This is a genomic window from Nocardia sp. NPDC019219, assembly GCF_040632645.1.
GTDB lineage: Bacteria > Actinomycetota > Actinomycetes > Mycobacteriales > Mycobacteriaceae > Nocardia > Nocardia sputorum.
In genome coordinates this window covers 47,719-63,037 of sequence record NZ_JBEYCG010000005.1, presented here as the reverse complement: position 1 = coordinate 63,037, position 15,319 = coordinate 47,719, and the positions used below count along the sequence as shown (strand labels likewise).

The window sequence follows — 15,319 nt, the reverse complement described above, 5'->3', positions numbered from 1 at the left end:
CCGCGCGGGCGGGCGGACGTTCACGGCCGGGGCCACGGACGCTTGTCGATGCGCTCGATGTCGGTGTTGAACCGCTTCAGGAATCCGGCGAACGCGGCGACGTCCTCGGAGGACCACTGCGCCAGCACGCTTTCCAGGGCCCGGACGTTGTAGGCGCGTTCGGCGTCGAGCTGACGCCCGCCCTCCGCGGTGAGGCGGAACTTGCGCGCCATGCCCCCGTCCGGGTCCGGGATGCGTTCGATCAGGCCGGCCGCCCGCATGGCGGTCGTCTGGCGGTGCAGCGTGGAGGTATCCAGCCCGAAGGCGTCGCTGAGTTCGCCCACGGACATCGGCCCCTGCACCCGCAGCCTGCTCAGCACCGTGTAGGCGCTGCGGTCGAGGTGGCCGCTGCCCCGGCGGGCCTTGGCGCTGAGGCTGTGCCGCCCCAGCAGCATGGTCTCGAACTCCACCGAAGATACGGGCTTGTCCACACAACGCTCCTGCCGATATTCGCCAGCTACGGGCTCATCTCCGCACCTATATCACACCCATACGGCCCGACCTGCTCATTTGCATAGTGCAATTCTTGTGCATAGTGCAATTCATATGTACTGTGCACATCGATTGAACAGAGAGGGAGATCCGCGTGACAGCACCATCGGCAGCTCGGTCCGAGGGCATCGTCGGCGTACTCGCGGCGGCGGGCATCGTCGCCGCCCTGATGCAAACCCTGGTGGTGCCGCTGATCGGGGACCTGCCCCGGCTCCTGGACACCACCGCGTCCAACGCCTCCTGGGTGATCACGGCGACACTGCTCGCCGGTGCGGTGGCCACGCCGATCACCGGCCGCCTCGGCGATCTCTACGGCAAGCGGCGGATGCTGCTCGCCTGCACCGTTCCGCTCATCGGCGGATCGCTGGTCTGCGCGCTCGCGAGCTCGGTCGTGCCGATGATCGCGGGCCGCGGCCTGCAGGGCATCGGCATGGGCGTCGTCCCGCTCGGCATCAGCGCGTTGCGGGACGTCCTGCCCACCGAACGGCTCGGCACGTCCATCGCGGTGATGAGCGCCTCGATGGGAATCGGTGGCGCGCTGGGGCTTCCGTTGGCCGCGGCGGTCGCCGAGAACGCCAGCTGGCGGGTGCTGTTCTGGGGCTCGGCCGTGCTGAGCGCGGGCGTGGCCACGCTGATCTGGCTGCTGGTGCCCGCCATCCCGGCGCGCGGCGGGGGTGGCTTCGACGTGCTCGGCGCCCTCGGTCTCGGTACGGCGCTGGTGTGCCTGTTGCTCGCGGTCTCCAAGGGCGCCGACTGGGGCTGGACGAGCGGAACCGTCCTCGGCCTGTTCGCGATCGCGGTCCTGGTGCTGCCGGCCTGGGGCTGGTGGGAACTGCGCACCGCGGATCCGCTGGTCGACCTGCGGGTGACCGCGCGCAAGCAGGTGCTGCTGACCAACGCCGCCTCGATCGTGGTCGGGTTCGCCATGTACGCGCAGTCGTTGATCGTGCCGCAATTGCTGCAACTGCCGGTGGTCACCGGATACGGCCTCGGACAGTCCATGCTGGCGATGGGATTGTGGATGGCGCCCGCCGGGCTGGTGATGATGGCGGTCTCCCCCCTCGGCGCCCGGCTTTCGGCCGCGCGCGGCCCGAAGGTGACGCTCATCGTGGGCAGCTTGGTGATCGCCCTCGGCTACGGATCATCGATCCTGCTGATGGGGTCGACCTGGGGTCTGCTCATCGTGACCTCCGTATGCAGCGGTGGCGTCGGCCTCGCCTACGGCTCGATGCCCGCCCTCATCATGAGCGCGGTCCCGCTGTCGGAGACCGCGTCGGCCAACAGCTTCAACACCCTGATGCGCTCGATCGGGACCACGGTCTCGGCCGCGGTCGTCGGCGTCGTCCTGGCGCAGATGAGCACGAGCCTCGGCGGGCACACCATCCCCACCGAGGCAGGTTTCCGCACCGGATTGCTGATCGGGTGCGGCGTCTCGGTACTCGCCGCGCTGGTCGCGCTGGCCATTCCGGTCCGCAAGCCCGCCGTTCCGCCGGTCGGCACCGCCGAACCGGAGCCCGCGGTCGCGCGCGCTTGAGCACCCTGCCGGGCCGGGCGGCAACCCGGCCCGGCGTCGGGTCAGGAGAACAGGCGGGCGACGAACGGCATGCTGTCGGACAGTGAGGCGGCCATGGTGGCGCTGTGGTCCTTGCCCGGATACACGTGCACGTCCGGCCGGACGCCGCGCGATTCGAGATCGGCGACGAGCTTCGCGGTCAGCGGGGCGGGGACGTCGGTGTCGTTGGTGCCCTGCCCGATGAACAGCGGCCGGTCGTACCCCGCGAGCGGGACATCCATGACCGGCCGGGCGGTGGCGACGAACTCACCGTCGGCGAGCGGACGGGAGAACAACTGGCCGACCGAGATGCCTCGCGCGCGATCGGCCAGCGCTTGGAAGCACAACGACTCCGCGGCGGTCGCCAATTGCTTGCCGACGGGGCTGAGGTAGCCGTCGAGATCGAAGGCGGGCCGAGCCGCCTTCAACCCGTTCATCACATACGCGATATAGGCGGTGAGGTGCGCGTTGCCGATCGGCGGCACTGCGGGCCCGAGCAACGAGGCGGCCTCCACGATATTGGAGGCCGGGCCGGTGGCGACCGCGCCGCGATAGTCGAGCTCGGGTGCGTACCGCGTGGCCAGTGACGCGGTGAACACCGCCGCGCCACCGCCCTGTGACTGCCCGATCGCCACCCATTCCGACGACAGCGAATCATCGACCGCGCGGGCCGCGCGCACCATGTCGATCGCGGCGTGCGCCTCGGCACGCCCGTCCAGATAGGCGTGCAGGCCGGGCGTGCCCAGACCGATGTAGTCGGTCGCGACGACCGCGTAGCCCTGGCGCAGCCAGGTCGCCAGGTAGTCCAGATCGCGTTTGCTGCGGCCTGCGGTCGAGGGTGCGCAGTCGTCGGCGAGGCCGACCGTGCCGTGCTCCCACGACAGCACGGGCCAGCCACCGCTCGGCGGCGTGCCCGCGGGCACGAAGACCGCGCCGCCGGCCAGCGCAGGCCGGTCGTCGGAGGTCCTGGACCAATACGTGAGGCGGCGGGCCGTGCCGGCGCCCTCGATCCAGAGGTGTTCGGGCAGCGCCTCGTCGGTGACGACCGTGCCCGGCGCTCCCGCACCGGGGTCGGCCACCACCGAACCCATCGACGGCCCAGCGAAAAGCAGTGCCGCCATGGTCACGGTTATTGCTGCACGTCGCACCGACATGGGCGCCACCTCTCGATTCCAGGCTCGGTGTCTCGATGAGACACTGTAACCGGACTTCGGTTGAAGTGTCACTTTGAGACATCATCAGGGATATCGCGCAGAGAAACGGTGGGCATGACGGGCGTGAACGGTCCGCGCGAACGCGAAAAGGCGCGGGTGCGGCGGGAATTGGTCGACGCGGCCCTGCGGCTGTTCGAATCACATGGGTTCGAGCAGACCACCGTGCAGCAGATCGCCGACGCCGTGCGGGTCTCCCGGCGCACCTTCCACCGCCACTTTCCGTCGAAGCTCGCGGTGGTCTTCAGCCACGAGGAAGATCTGATGGCCCAGCTGCTCGCCGCCCTCGACCGGCGCCCGCCGAGCGAATCGGTGCTGACCGCGCTGCGTGCGGCCCTGCGCGACTTCTTGCTCGACGAACAGGACGCCCCGTCCCGCGAACGCCAGGCGGACACGGCGCGCAGAGCCAGGCAACTGCTGGTCGGCAACCCGGAATTGCGCCGGGAGAACTTCATCGGGGCACTGGGCCGCCAGCGCGCGATGGCGCTGAACTTCGCCGCCCGCGCCGGACTGCCCGCCGATGATCTGCGGCCGCAGCTCACCGCCGCGGCCTGTTTCGCGGCGTTCGGCGTCGGCCTCGACCACTGGATGCTGGGCGCGGACCATTCGATCGCCGCCTTGCACCGCATCCTCGATCGCGCGGTGGCCTCGCTCCAGCAGGGCATCGACATCCCGCGCGCGAGCTGAGCACACCGAGATCGGCACAGCCCGCGCCGCAACCTGTTTCACCCGGTCGCATACCATCGCGAAGGTGATCACGGTGGCCACTTGGAACGTTCTGCATCGCGTCCACGCCGAGAACTGGTACGAGGACGTCGCCACCCGCTGGCCGGACGAGGGCGCGCGGATCGCCGCGGTCACCGCGCGGGTGGCCGAACGCACCGAGCGGATCATCGCGTTACAGGAGGTCAGCGGCGATCAATTGGCCAGCCTGCGGATGGCACTGCCGGACCGGACATTCCACGCGATGCGGTACCAGCGGCTGCCGACCCCACGGCGCATGCCCAGCTCCCTGCTCGACGGCGGCGAGTACCTCGTCGTGCTCACCGCCGAACCGAGCCGGGAAGTCACCGCCGAATCCTTCACCCAGGATCGCGGCAAAGGCGCGCTCGTCGTCGACGCGGGCGGACTGACCGTGATCGCCACCCACGTGACCGGCGATCGGCGGCGCGCCGACCAACTCGCCCGCCTGGCCGAACTCGCCACCGGCGCACCGGCGAACGCCACCGTCCTGCTGGGCGATTTCAACACCGACCGCGCCTCCGTCGCCACCGGACTGGGCGACGACTTCGTGGTCGCCGAATGCGTCGCCGACGCACTGCCGACCCGCCCCCGGGTCTCGGGCACGAAGTCGCAGCACATCGATCATGTGGTCGTGCACGGCGCGACCGTCACGACGGCATCGGTCGACGACGTCGGCGGCGTCTCCGACCACAATCTCGTGCACGCGGGCGTCACGATGTGAGCGTCGCGCCGAACAGGTTCCCCACCCCGCGTCCACCGCAACCGGTGCGCGTACCCCTCATCCGCAGTGATTTCCTCAGAGCCATCCGGCGTTCGGGATCGTCGACGTCGGGTTCCGGGACCCGCGGCCCGGGAATGCCGCCGTCGATGGCGAAACTGCTTCAGAGCGCGCCGATTCGGCCGCCTACCCGTGGCCGAGCAGTTCGAGTCGCGGTTGGCGCAAGGGCCACCGATGCGTTCGAACCGGTGCTCGTCGCCGCTACGACAGTCGGTAGTATGAGCCGGTGCGTAATCCGACGGTAATGGCGGCGCGGGTGCGCGGCGCGTTCGTCGGATCCGCCGCCGGTGCGGTGAGCATCGCCGCGCACGCGCTCGGCGGCGGTGCGCTGTCTCCCGGCGCCGCCCCGGTCGCCCTCTTGCTCGCCTCGTGCGCGGCGGTGGGCGTACTGGTCGGCACGCGACCGCACCGGCACGGGCTCGGCCGGATCATGGCCGCGCTGGCGGTCGGGCAAGCCGTGACGCACGTCGCCTCCTCTCTGTCGGCCGCGCATCACCACGATGCGGGCACGACCCCGGCGATGCTCGGCACGCATCTGGCGGCCGTTCCGCTCGGCGCGGTGCTCATCCGCGCCGCCGAACAAGCTGTGCTGCGCGCGGTTTCCGACGTCCGCCATACGGTGCGAGTACTCGCCGACGGGCCTGGCGCGCCGGTCCGGATCAGCACCCCCGCTTTCGGTCATGCCCTCCACCAGCCTCGGCGCCTCCTGCTCGGTTCCGGCTCCGGCCTGCGCGGCCCACCGCTGCCACACTGACGCTTTCCGCGCGCGACGAGCATCGCCTTTCGCGCTCGACGATCCGACGGCCACAGCTCGTGCTCCGGTCGCCACAGACCCCTGCGGCTCGGAGTCGGCGTAGCGGCGGTTCATTCGGCGACGCCGCTTCGATCCACCGCTGCGTCGCGTCGGGCCTGTCGCTGCGCCGCTCGACAGCGCTCGATGCCAGACCGACACCGGTACACCCGTGGATCGGTCGACGCCGAGAGCTGCCCCACGCCCTCGTCGCCGGGGACCACCCCGAACCATACGAACGTCTGGAGTTTCCATGCCTGCCATTACTTTCACTCCGCCGCGCGCCGCTCGCATCCTGCGCGGTGCGATCGCCGCCGCGGCGGTGCCCCTGCTGCTCACCGCGTGCTCGTCGGCCGACAAGAAGGAAGCCGCCACCTCGGCCGCTGCCGTGACCATCGCCGACCAGTGGGTCAAGGCCGCCGACGGCGGGATGTCGGCCGCGTTCGGCGACCTGATCAACAGCGGCGACACCCCGCGCACCGTCGTCTCGGCGACCAGTCCCGCCTCCGGCCGGATCGAATTGCACGAAGTGGTCGCCGACGCGAACGGGACGAAGGCGATGCGGCCCAAGCGCGGCGGGTTCGTCATCCCCGCGCACGGCCGCACCCGGTTGCGGCCCGGCGGTGACCACATCATGTTCATGGACCTGCGCGGACCGCTGCGCACGGGATCGGAGACGTCGGTCACCCTGACCTTCGAGGATGGCTCGACCACCACCTTCACCGCGCAGGTGCGCGACTTCTCCGGCAACCAGGAGAATTACGTGCCCGATCACGCGGGCGGCGAATCCCATGCCGGCGCGCAGACCCCCGCGCACGGTGGCTGAACGGAACCGACCGCGCCCCGCACGGATCAACCGGCGGCGTCTGCTGGGCGGCGGCGCCGCCGCGGCCGGCGTCGCCGGGATCGGGCTCGGCGCGACCGTCCTGCGGGAACCCGATGCGTCGCCCGGGGAGGCGACGGTGCCGTTCTACGGACCGCATCAGGCCGGCATCGATACCGTCCCGCAAGGGCACGCGGCCTTCGTCGCCTTCGATCTGAAGCCGGGTGTCGGGCGCGACGACCTCGTCGGACTGCTGAAGATCTGGACCGGCGACGCCGCCCGGCTCACCCAGGGCCTGCCCGCCCTCGCTGACACCGAACCCGAACTCGCGCAGCGCCCGGCGCGGCTCACCGTCACAGTCGGTTTCGGGCCTGCGGTCTTCCCCGCCGCCGGTCTCGAGCACCGCAGGCCGTCCTGGCTGCGGCCGCTGCCACCGTTCGTCATCGACCGGCTCGAATCCGCCTGGACCGGCGGCGACTTGCTGCTGCAGGTGTGCGCCGACGAGACGACCACCGTGTCGCATACGGTGCGCGTGCTGTCCCGCAGCGTGTCCTCGCTGGTCACCGTGCGCTGGGTGCAACGCGGCTTCCGGAATGCCGCGCCGGGCAGGACGCCGCGCAATCTGATGGGCCAGGTCGACGGCACGGTGAACCTCACACCGGGCACACCGGAGTTCGCCCGCCTGGTGTGGGACGACGGCGCCACCCAGCCGTGGCTGGACGGCGGCACCTCCTGCGTGCTCCGCCGGATCGCGATGACGCTGGACACCTGGGACCAGATCGACCGGGAGGAAAGGGAACTCACCATCGGACGCACCATCGCCCACGGTGCGCCGCTGACCGGAACCGACGAGTTCGACGAGCCGGATTTCACGGCCGTCGACGCCCACGGCATCCCCGTCATCCCACCGTCGTCGCACATCGCTCGCGCTCATCACACGCACGACGGCGAGCGTTTCCTGCGACGCGGCTACAACTACGACGACACGCCCACGCCGGGCGGGATCTCCAACTCCGGTCTGCTGTTCACCGCCTATCAGCGTGACGTGGACACCCAATTCCTTCCGGTGCAGCGCCGGTTGGCGGAGTTCGACGCGCTCAATGTGTGGACTACGCCGATCGGTTCCGCGGTATTCGCGATCCCGCCCGGTGTCGCGACACCGGGCGGCTATCTCGGGCAACCGCTGTTCGAGGCGTGAGACGTGTTCGGCGCGCCGGGCGCCGGACACCTCACCACAGAACGGCGACGAAGACGTTGAGGATCGCCAGCACGCCCGCGGCATCGGTCAGCCGCGGAACCGGCTTGCCGCGCTTCTCGTCGGCGTGCCCGATCTCGGCGAACGCGGCCACCGCGATCGCCACGATCAGCTTCACGCCGATCTTGACCATGTTCGGATCCTTGCCCAGCGCATCGATCGACTCGGCCATCCCGACCAGGATCAATCCCGTGACCACCTGCAACCGTGCGCCCCAGACCATGACCTCCGAGACCCGGGGCCGCCCCGCCGGGTAACCACCCACCACGGCGGCCATTCCGAGCAGATGCGCGACGACTACGACGTTGTAGGCCAACTCCGACACACTCACGTTCCAACTCCCCATCCTTCGGGGCGACAGCCCACGGTCGTGCCCCGAGATATTCGGACACGCCACTGTCGCACACCTCGGTGACGGTGGCCGACGTACGCCCCGTGCCGTTGTACCGTGGGCCGCCCCAACCCCTGCCGCGTTGCCGCATGGCCGGCGGCCTCGGACCGACCGCGCGGTCGAGTTCGGCGATCAGCTGATCTCGACCTGCGCGCCGTCGGTGAAACTGTGGCCCTTGGAGGTACAGGCCACTCCGGCGCCCCTGGGGAGTCCGCCGATGCAGGTCACGCCCGCGTAGCTGATACGGGTGCCCTGATAGACCGTCCCCTCGGGACGCGGGACGTCGGTGATCCACCGGCTACCCGGACGACCGTGCGGGCCGCCCAGTCCGAACGTCGGATGCGCGGGCAGGAATGGGACATCGATAGCGACGTCGGAGATCGGGACGATGCCCCACAGTGTGCGTCCGGGCGGAAGGTCGCATCCCACATCGCCGTTCGGGTGGATCGCGCAAGTGGTCGACCCGAGCCACCCGGAGAAGTACACCGTGTCGCCGACCATGAAGTCCGCCGGGTCGGCCTGAATCAGATTGGGATTGTTCATATCCGGCGCAGCGGCGGCCACTGTGGTCCCGGTCATTGTGACTCCGACGGCGGCGACGACCGCGCCTAGGCAGATACGTGCGTTCATGATCGCGACCTTACGACGAACGGCAATCCGGGTCGGGCAAGGCACTCGCTCGCTCTGAGAAGACGAGAGAATCCGCCAGGTCGCCACCGCACCCCGGCCATCGCCGAGACCAGGGATTGCCATCGTAGCTATCGGTTCGGCACAGGCATGTGCGGATCCGACCAATACGCGGGATCCCGGCCGTAGTTCGGTGTCCGATAGGCCACGTCCCATGCCGCGCCGGGCGCGAGCAGTTCACGCCAGGGAGCGACTTCGACGTAGAGCACGCGCATCGCGTTGAGGGCCGCGAAGTGCAGGGCGGGCCCGTCGGTGGTGACCGCGTCCTCGGCCACGGCCACTTCGAAGTTGCGTTCCAGCGCCGCGCGGACGGTCGCTTCCACGCAGACGTTGGTCTGCAAACCGGCGACGACGAGCCGGCGGATGTTCATGCTGCGCAGGATCGGGTCGAGTTCGGTGTACGCGAAGAAGCTGTGCCGGGTCTTGTCGAGGACCAGGTCATCAGGCTGCGGAGCCACGGCGTCGATGATCTGCGACCGCCAGTGCCGGTCTTCGGCGGTCAGCTTCGGCACCAACGCGGCACGGGAACGCCTGTGCCGGGCGGACCGCGGGTTGAGGGCCAACATCTTCGCCGTGCTGGGTATCTGCCGTGAGTAGACCACCGGCAGGTGCGCCGTGCGGGCGGCTTCGGCCAGATCGCGGCACTCGGCCACAATCTGGTCGAGCCGCCAGATCGGGGGCCACCCCAGCGCGTCACGCACGTCTTGGACGAGGTAGCTGTTCTGCAGATCGATCAGCAACAGCGCGGTATCGGACATCGGTTCCCCCAACTGACAGCACGATCGGTTCTCGGCCAGCACAGCGTAGGACCTCCCCGACCGCGTGCGCGGCCGTTTGCCGCGCTGCCGAGCCACCACACCGATCCCGTGGCGGCCGATCCCCGTCGACCACACGGCGCTCACCGCGGCTCGACAGTCGCCTCGGTGCGCACGCCGTGCGGGCGTGGACCGATTTCGTGGTGCGCTTCACAAGTCCCCCGCGGCACTTATTGGACATCGGCCCAGATTTACCGGAATTCCGAATAGTGGCTTTCGTCACCTCGATATGGTCACCACCGATCATCTTTCGGACTTCGGGCGGCAGGGGGCCACGATGTCGGACGCAGAATTCGCCCTGACGGCATACGATCGTCGCGACTTCCTCAAATACGCGGTGGGTTTCGCGGCAGGCGCGGGTATGGGTTCGGCGCTGCGCCCCGCTGTCGCGGTGGCACAGCCCACCGGACCGATCGACGTATTCGTGCTGGACACCATCCGCGCGGTGTGCGTGATGGTGTTCCCTGGCCCCGACGAGTGGTCACGCGTGCAGGGCACACCGCGGCCGGGGCCGGGACCGATCGAGGCAGGCGGCGGCGAGTTCATGGTGGAACTGTTCGATCGCTATCTGGCCGCGGGCGACCAGCTGACCAGGCCGCTGGCCTCGGCGCTCGCGGCGGGAATGAACGATCTGGGTATTCCCGCGCCGCTGCTGCTGGGCGTGTCCGCAGAACAGGGCCGAACCCTCGACCAGGCGCTCGGGTACGCCTATTCCGACCGGGTCCTGCCGTTGTCGGTGCTGGTCGCGCTCGTCCTGACCTTCGGTGCGCTGCTCATCGCGCCCGGAACCGTGATCGGGCCGCTCGGCTCTCCGTTCGCGCGATTGACCCTGCGCGACAAGTGCCGGGTGATCGAACTGATCGAACGGCCGCTGCCGGAGTTGGTCTCGCTCATCGACGGCGGCTTGCCGGGACCGTTGCGTGGCTCGGGTACCGGATTCCTCCGTTTCGCGGGCGGCATCCTGCTGGAGGGCACGGCTTTCGGCGTCCACTCGGAGTTGTCGATGTTGGACCCGGTGACGCGCACCGTCGCGCGGCGACCGCCGTCGTGGGAGCTCACCGGATACCGCCCGGACGGATTGGTCGAAGGTCATCCGGAGCTGATCGGCTACTACCAGGGCCGCACGGAGGTGCCCGCGTATGCGTGATGTCATCGTGATCGGCGCCGGCGGAGGTGGTCCCGTCGTCGCCGCGGAGCTGGCCGGGCGCGGGCTGGACGTGCTGATGCTGGAGGCAGGGCCGCGGCACGCGGCACCGCGGGAGGAGTGGTCGCACGCGGAGAACGACGCGAACAATCCCAACGACGGCTTTCTGCGGTTCGGACCACAGGATCGCCGCAAACCGGCCTGGTTCCGGGAGTGGGCGAACAATATCTTCGTGTGGGAACTGTCCGGCGTCGGGGGCACCACCGCCCACTATTTCGGCAATTGTCCGCGACCTTTCCCCGGCGTGTTCCAGGGATATTCGGGTCCAGACGCCGCCGCCTACGATCGTCAGCACGAATTCCCTTTCAGCTTCGCGGAGTTCGTGCCGTACCTGGAGTGGGTGGAGGCAACGCTGCCCGTGCAGACGGCGGCGATGGGAACCAAGGAGAGCATCACGTTCCGTGGTTGCGAGAACGTCGGCCTTCCGGTGCAGACCTCGCGCACGACCACCGAGGCATCCTTCCGGCCGCAGCAGAACGCCATTCTGCAACCGGGCGGATACGCCGGGCGCAGCGACCGCACCGAGCTGCTGACCTACCCGGCCGCCACCGGCTGCACCTTCTGCGGGCACTGCTTCCAAGGCTGCTACGAGCCCGTCCACGCCCCGCGCAACCTGTTCGCCAAACGCTCGACCGACAACAGCTATGTGCCGCTGGGGCTGGCCGCCGATGCGGTCCGGCCCGGCGGCAGGCCGGTCGAATTACGCGCCGACTCGTTCGTGCGGTCGATCAACTGGGAGGAGCGCGGCGGCGAGGTGGTGGCGACCGGCGTCAGCTGGCGCGAGAACGGCACCGGCGCGGAATTCACCGAAGACGCGCACGTGGTGGTGCTGGCAGGCGGAACGACCCAGAGCCCGCGGCTGTGGCTCAACAGCGGGCTGCCCAACCCCAACGACTGGGTGGGACGCGGGCACACCGACCACTTCCTCGACTGGGTCATCGGCAGTTTCGACGACTACACCGGCAACTCCAAGGGAGCCAACTCCTCGGCCCGCATCGACTTTCCCGGGCGCGGCGGCATCGAGAACGTCGGCCTGACCCCCGCGATCCAGGCGTTCACGATGTGCCTGTCCGACAGCGGGATCAGAGGTGTGTACGACAACGGCCGCGGTCCGTCCGGCCCCTGGGACGGGCCCGCGGGCCGCATCGTCGGCGAGGAACTGATCGAATTGCTGACCGACGGCATCGACCATCTGCTCAACTTCCTCGTGCTCACCGATGACCACGTCGAGCCACGCAACCGGATCACCCTGTCGCTGTTTCCCGCCGACGAGAACGGCGCGCCCGCCAAGATCGACGTGGCACGGCGGCAGCGCAAGCCGCAGACCATCGCGAACCGGGAGTTCATGGCCGCGCGGGCGGCCGAGATCATGCGCGCGGCCGGCGCCAGGAAGGTGTATCGGATGGACTGGGCGCCGCTGCTGCTCCACGTGCACTCCTCGATGCGGATGGGCGCTTCCCCGACCGACTCCGTGCTCGACCCCGACGGGCAGGCGCGCTGGGTCAAGCGGCTGTTCGTCGCCGACAACTCCGCGCTGCCCAATTCTCTCGGCGGCCCCAATCCGACCTTGTCGTGCCAGGCGCTCGCCACTCGGACCGCCGAGAAGATCTTCAGCGCCTACTTCGGCGGGGACACCTGGGTCGACAAGGAGTCGCCGGTGGTGACCACCGACCCTCGTATCACGGCCCGCATGGACCGACTGGGGTTGTGAGAGCCGTCCTCAGTTGATGTCGATCGTGCCGTCGAACACCGCCGGGGTCGGGCCCGGCTGGCAGTCCCGGAACGTGTTCGTCGGCATGGGCGCGCCGTAGCCGATCATGTTCGGCGCACCGTTCCGGCCCTTGGTGACGGTGACCTGGATCGCCATCTCATCCGGCGCGAACAGCATGACCGGCTGCGAGGTCGTGATCGGGTAGACCAGGGACACCGTGTCGCCGACGACCCGCAGGCAGGTGACGGGGCCGGTGACCTTCAGCGGTAGCGGGGCGTTGCCGAACTGCCCGGTAGCGGCATAAGTGCCGGTCGCGGGACCGTCGCCCTGCGCCTGCGCCTCGACGTGCAGCACGCTGAGGCCCATCACCTGCATATTGCCGTTGATCGAGACACTGGCCGGCGCTGCCGCCGCCGGTCCGGCCGCCATAACCGCCGCCGCCCCGGCCAGCGCCACGCACGCGGCGATGCGAGTCGGTCCAGTCATTCATCCCACCTCCTACGGTCGTCGGATATGCCCGCCGATTACCCGATACGGGAGCGCTCACGCCAGACTGATCAGGACTTCCGCACGGTCCGCCCGTTCGATACCGCGCGCCGGCCGTCAGGCACCGGCGCGCGCCGCTAGGCGGGCACCCACCCGACCAGCCGCCGGGTGTCACGTCGCTCGGTGAGCGGGTGAGTATGCGAAGTGCACGGCGGACCACTCGGCCGCCGCGCCCGGCCGGTGGCACCCGACGCCGAGGCGTGCGCTCGCCGACCACGTCCCGGCGCCCGGCCACGGGCTGGCGATCTGGTCGCCGGGGCCGATCGTGCGCGAACGACAGTCTCGGCGTGCCCGACATCTGGGTTGTGCCACAGGGCAGAGCGTTCTGGTTTTGGGAACTCTCGTAAGCCGTTTCGCGGACGTTGACAGCCGATAGGGCCCACCATAAGTTTCATCGCGCCGACGTGGAAGTGTCGGCGATGCAGCTTGCTCCGCTGTCGTGCCGAGAGGTCGTCGATGTCGACACAATCGTTGGGGGGCCACGGTCGGTTCCTGAGACATCGTCACGATGTCCCCCGTTTCCTCAGATCCGCCCTTGTGACCACCGCCCTGGTCGTCGCGGCCGCCGCACCGAGCGCTACCGCGCAGCCGATCGACATGGAACGCACCGAGATCGCGGTGGTTTCCTCGTCGCCGATCTCTTCGGTGGCGGAATCCGTGGTGAGCCTGCGCATTCCGCTGCCGGAGTCCGCCGGGCCGCATCCGGCCGCTTGTGATCGGCTGTCGTACCTGCGTTACCGGGATGGCGCGGGCCCCGCGCGCTCGGCGGACGCCGACGCGGTTCTGGTGGCGCAGCCGGGGATCTTCGAAGGCGCCGGCGCGTTCGACAGCGTCGCGCGCAATACGGTCGCCGCGGCGGCGCAACTCGGCCGCCATGTCGAGTTCTGGGCCTTGGATCGCCGCTCCAACTGCTTGGAGGATCATCTCGGCAGGCGGGCCGGGTTGGCCGCGAACGACGTGCACCTCGCCGTCGACTACTACTACCGCGGCGCGGATGTCGACGGCAGACGCTTCGGCGGCGTGGTGCCGAACGACCAGCTCGGGTGGCTCGGTCATCTCGGTGTCGCGCAAACGGTGCAGGACCAATTCGATCTGCTGGCCGCCGAGCTGCCGGATCCGGCGCTGCGGAAGCGGAAGACGCTGTGCGGCGGCCATTCCCTGGGTGGAGTCCTCACCGCGTTCTTCGCCGAATGGGATTTCGGCGGCGCCGCGGGCGCCGACCAGTGCGCCGGCTATTTCGCCCTGGACTCCTCCATCGACACCTCGCTGTCCGCGCTCAACGGCATCCCCGACATCATCGACCTCTCCCTCGGCGGCATCGGCGCCACCGCGGTCGAGGCCGCGCTCGACGGAGGCGCGCTCCCCCGGGTGCTGGCTCTGCCCGCGGTCATCAACCCGGAGACGATGAATCTGCTCGGAATAGCCGGGCTGGCAGCCTATCTGGCGCCCGACGCCGAGTCCGATCTGGCGCGGTACGTGCCCGGCAGCCTCAACCAGGAAACCACCTACCGCGTCCTGCTGTCGCGCGATGCGGCGGCCGCCGCGACCGGCTCGCCGTCGGTCCGTGATTTCCGGATCACCAATGCCGCCGCGCTCGGAGCGTTCCTCGACGCCAACTCCCAGCCGCTGGCGTTGCTGCAAGCCGGATTCGGCTTCTTCGACGGGGGGACCGTGACGGGCAAGGACTTCCCGCTTCCCGGCGATGTCGCCGCTGTACCGGCGCTGCGCGGACTCACCGGCATGTTGTTCGGTCCCGACCGCAAAGCGATCCCGGATCAGCCGAACGGCCCGCTCTACACCTGGCGCAACTACGACGATCCGGCCGCGACGGCCCCAGCCGATCGCAACGGCGCGCCGTTCACCGACGCCGTCCACGAGGTCACCGATATCGCGGATCTCGCGCGCAGCCTGGCCGCGCAACCGCTGGACTTCACCGAATGGTACTTCCCGATGCGGCTCGCGTTCGACGTCTTCCAGTCCCAGGCGCCCGAACTCGCGCGGCACCGCACCCACCCCGGCGGCGTCCTCGCCAATCCGACCATCAACCTCATCGGCGGCGCCGGAGTCGTCGTCGCCACCGGGTGGCGCGGCCACGGCGAGACTGTGACCGCCCCTGGCTATCACCACATCGACGTGCTCACCGCCGCGGCGAGACAACCCGGCGGGCGGCCGGAGATCGTCTCCACCAATCTGGCGCGCTTCGCCCTCGACCGGACCGCCCGGCCCTGACCGGAGACGTCCGTCCCCGGTCGGGGACGGCTACTCGCTGAGAGCGAAGGCG

15 protein-coding genes are annotated in these 15,319 nt (G+C 69.6%); 9 read left to right on the top strand and 6 right to left on the bottom strand.

All coding sequences use genetic code 11. The annotated features are described in order from the left end of the window. Window positions 1-20: 20 nt before the first annotated feature. On the bottom strand, window positions 21-470 hold the full coding sequence (locus tag ABZ552_RS11865) for a MarR family winged helix-turn-helix transcriptional regulator (protein ID WP_281880678.1): 450 nt from the start codon (window positions 468-470) through the stop codon (window positions 21-23). 155 nt (window positions 471-625) lie between these two features. On the opposite strand from ABZ552_RS11865, the gene ABZ552_RS11860 reads away from it, so the two are divergent. Continuing rightward, window positions 626-2,065 carry an MFS transporter gene (locus ABZ552_RS11860; protein ID WP_357436884.1) on the top strand — a complete coding sequence of 480 codons (1,440 nt, stop codon included), beginning with the start codon at window positions 626-628 and terminating at the stop codon, window positions 2,063-2,065. 41 nt (window positions 2,066-2,106) lie between these two features. Here ABZ552_RS11860 and ABZ552_RS11855 read toward each other — a convergent pair whose 3' ends face one another. Then, window positions 2,107-3,237, bottom strand: a complete 1,131-nt coding sequence (locus ABZ552_RS11855; protein WP_357436881.1) for a lipase family protein — start codon at window positions 3,235-3,237, stop codon at window positions 2,107-2,109. Window positions 3,238-3,351: 114 nt separating this feature from the next. Here ABZ552_RS11855 and ABZ552_RS11850 point away from each other — a divergent pair, with 114 nt between their 5' ends. The 5 genes from ABZ552_RS11850 to ABZ552_RS11830 all read left to right on the top strand — a co-directional run bounded on the left by ABZ552_RS11850 (window position 3,352) and on the right by ABZ552_RS11830 (window position 7,627). Next, window positions 3,352-3,981, top strand: coding sequence for a TetR family transcriptional regulator (locus tag ABZ552_RS11850; RefSeq protein ID WP_357436878.1), 630 nt, complete (start codon window positions 3,352-3,354; stop codon window positions 3,979-3,981). 73 nt (window positions 3,982-4,054) lie between these two features. Further along, complete coding sequence (locus ABZ552_RS11845; RefSeq protein WP_357436875.1) at window positions 4,055-4,759, top strand: endonuclease/exonuclease/phosphatase family protein; 705 nt, start codon at window positions 4,055-4,057, stop codon at window positions 4,757-4,759. Between the two features lie 283 nt (window positions 4,760-5,042). After that, on the top strand, window positions 5,043-5,570 hold the full coding sequence (locus tag ABZ552_RS11840) for a hypothetical protein (RefSeq protein ID WP_281880685.1): 528 nt from the start codon (window positions 5,043-5,045) through the stop codon (window positions 5,568-5,570). Window positions 5,571-5,859: 289 nt separating this feature from the next. Next, complete coding sequence (locus tag ABZ552_RS11835) at window positions 5,860-6,432, top strand: copper chaperone PCu(A)C (RefSeq protein WP_281880686.1); 573 nt, start codon at window positions 5,860-5,862, stop codon at window positions 6,430-6,432. Further along, the gene (locus ABZ552_RS11830; RefSeq protein WP_357436871.1) at window positions 6,425-7,627 is read left to right on the top strand and encodes a Dyp-type peroxidase; all 1,203 of its coding nucleotides are present in this window, start codon (window positions 6,425-6,427) and stop codon (window positions 7,625-7,627) included. The genes ABZ552_RS11835 and ABZ552_RS11830 overlap by 8 nt, the downstream gene beginning before the upstream one ends. 31 nt (window positions 7,628-7,658) lie before the next feature. On the opposite strand, the gene ABZ552_RS11825 is transcribed toward ABZ552_RS11830, so the two are convergent. From ABZ552_RS11825 to ABZ552_RS11815, 3 genes are all read right to left on the bottom strand, one after another. After that, the gene (locus tag ABZ552_RS11825; protein ID WP_357437220.1) at window positions 7,659-7,961 is read right to left on the bottom strand and encodes a hypothetical protein; all 303 of its coding nucleotides are present in this window, start codon (window positions 7,959-7,961) and stop codon (window positions 7,659-7,661) included. 246 nt (window positions 7,962-8,207) lie between these two features. Further along, window positions 8,208-8,654 (bottom strand): hypothetical protein, encoded by a 447-nt coding sequence (locus tag ABZ552_RS11820; protein WP_281880690.1) that lies wholly within the window; start codon window positions 8,652-8,654, stop codon window positions 8,208-8,210. A 179-nt stretch (window positions 8,655-8,833) separates the two neighbouring features. Continuing rightward, on the bottom strand, window positions 8,834-9,520 hold the full coding sequence (locus ABZ552_RS11815; protein ID WP_281880692.1) for an isochorismatase family cysteine hydrolase: 687 nt from the start codon (window positions 9,518-9,520) through the stop codon (window positions 8,834-8,836). 334 nt (window positions 9,521-9,854) lie between these two features. Here ABZ552_RS11815 and ABZ552_RS11810 point away from each other — a divergent pair, with 334 nt between their 5' ends. Both ABZ552_RS11810 and ABZ552_RS11805 read left to right on the top strand, forming a co-directional pair. After that, a complete protein-coding gene (locus tag ABZ552_RS11810; RefSeq protein WP_357436866.1) occupies window positions 9,855-10,724 on the top strand; it encodes a hypothetical protein in 870 nt (289 codons plus the stop codon). Further along, the gene (locus tag ABZ552_RS11805; RefSeq protein WP_281873169.1) at window positions 10,717-12,492 is read left to right on the top strand and encodes a GMC oxidoreductase; all 1,776 of its coding nucleotides are present in this window, start codon (window positions 10,717-10,719) and stop codon (window positions 12,490-12,492) included. The genes ABZ552_RS11810 and ABZ552_RS11805 overlap by 8 nt, the downstream gene beginning before the upstream one ends. Window positions 12,493-12,501: 9 nt before the next feature. On the opposite strand, the gene ABZ552_RS11800 is transcribed toward ABZ552_RS11805, so the two are convergent. After that, on the bottom strand, window positions 12,502-12,978 hold the full coding sequence (locus ABZ552_RS11800; protein WP_281873172.1) for a hypothetical protein: 477 nt from the start codon (window positions 12,976-12,978) through the stop codon (window positions 12,502-12,504). A gap of 597 nt (window positions 12,979-13,575) precedes the next feature. Here ABZ552_RS11800 and ABZ552_RS11795 point away from each other — a divergent pair. Continuing rightward, window positions 13,576-15,267 carry a hypothetical protein gene (locus tag ABZ552_RS11795; protein ID WP_281918671.1) on the top strand — a complete coding sequence of 564 codons (1,692 nt, stop codon included), beginning with the start codon at window positions 13,576-13,578 and terminating at the stop codon, window positions 15,265-15,267. Window positions 15,268-15,319: the final 52 nt, after the last annotated feature.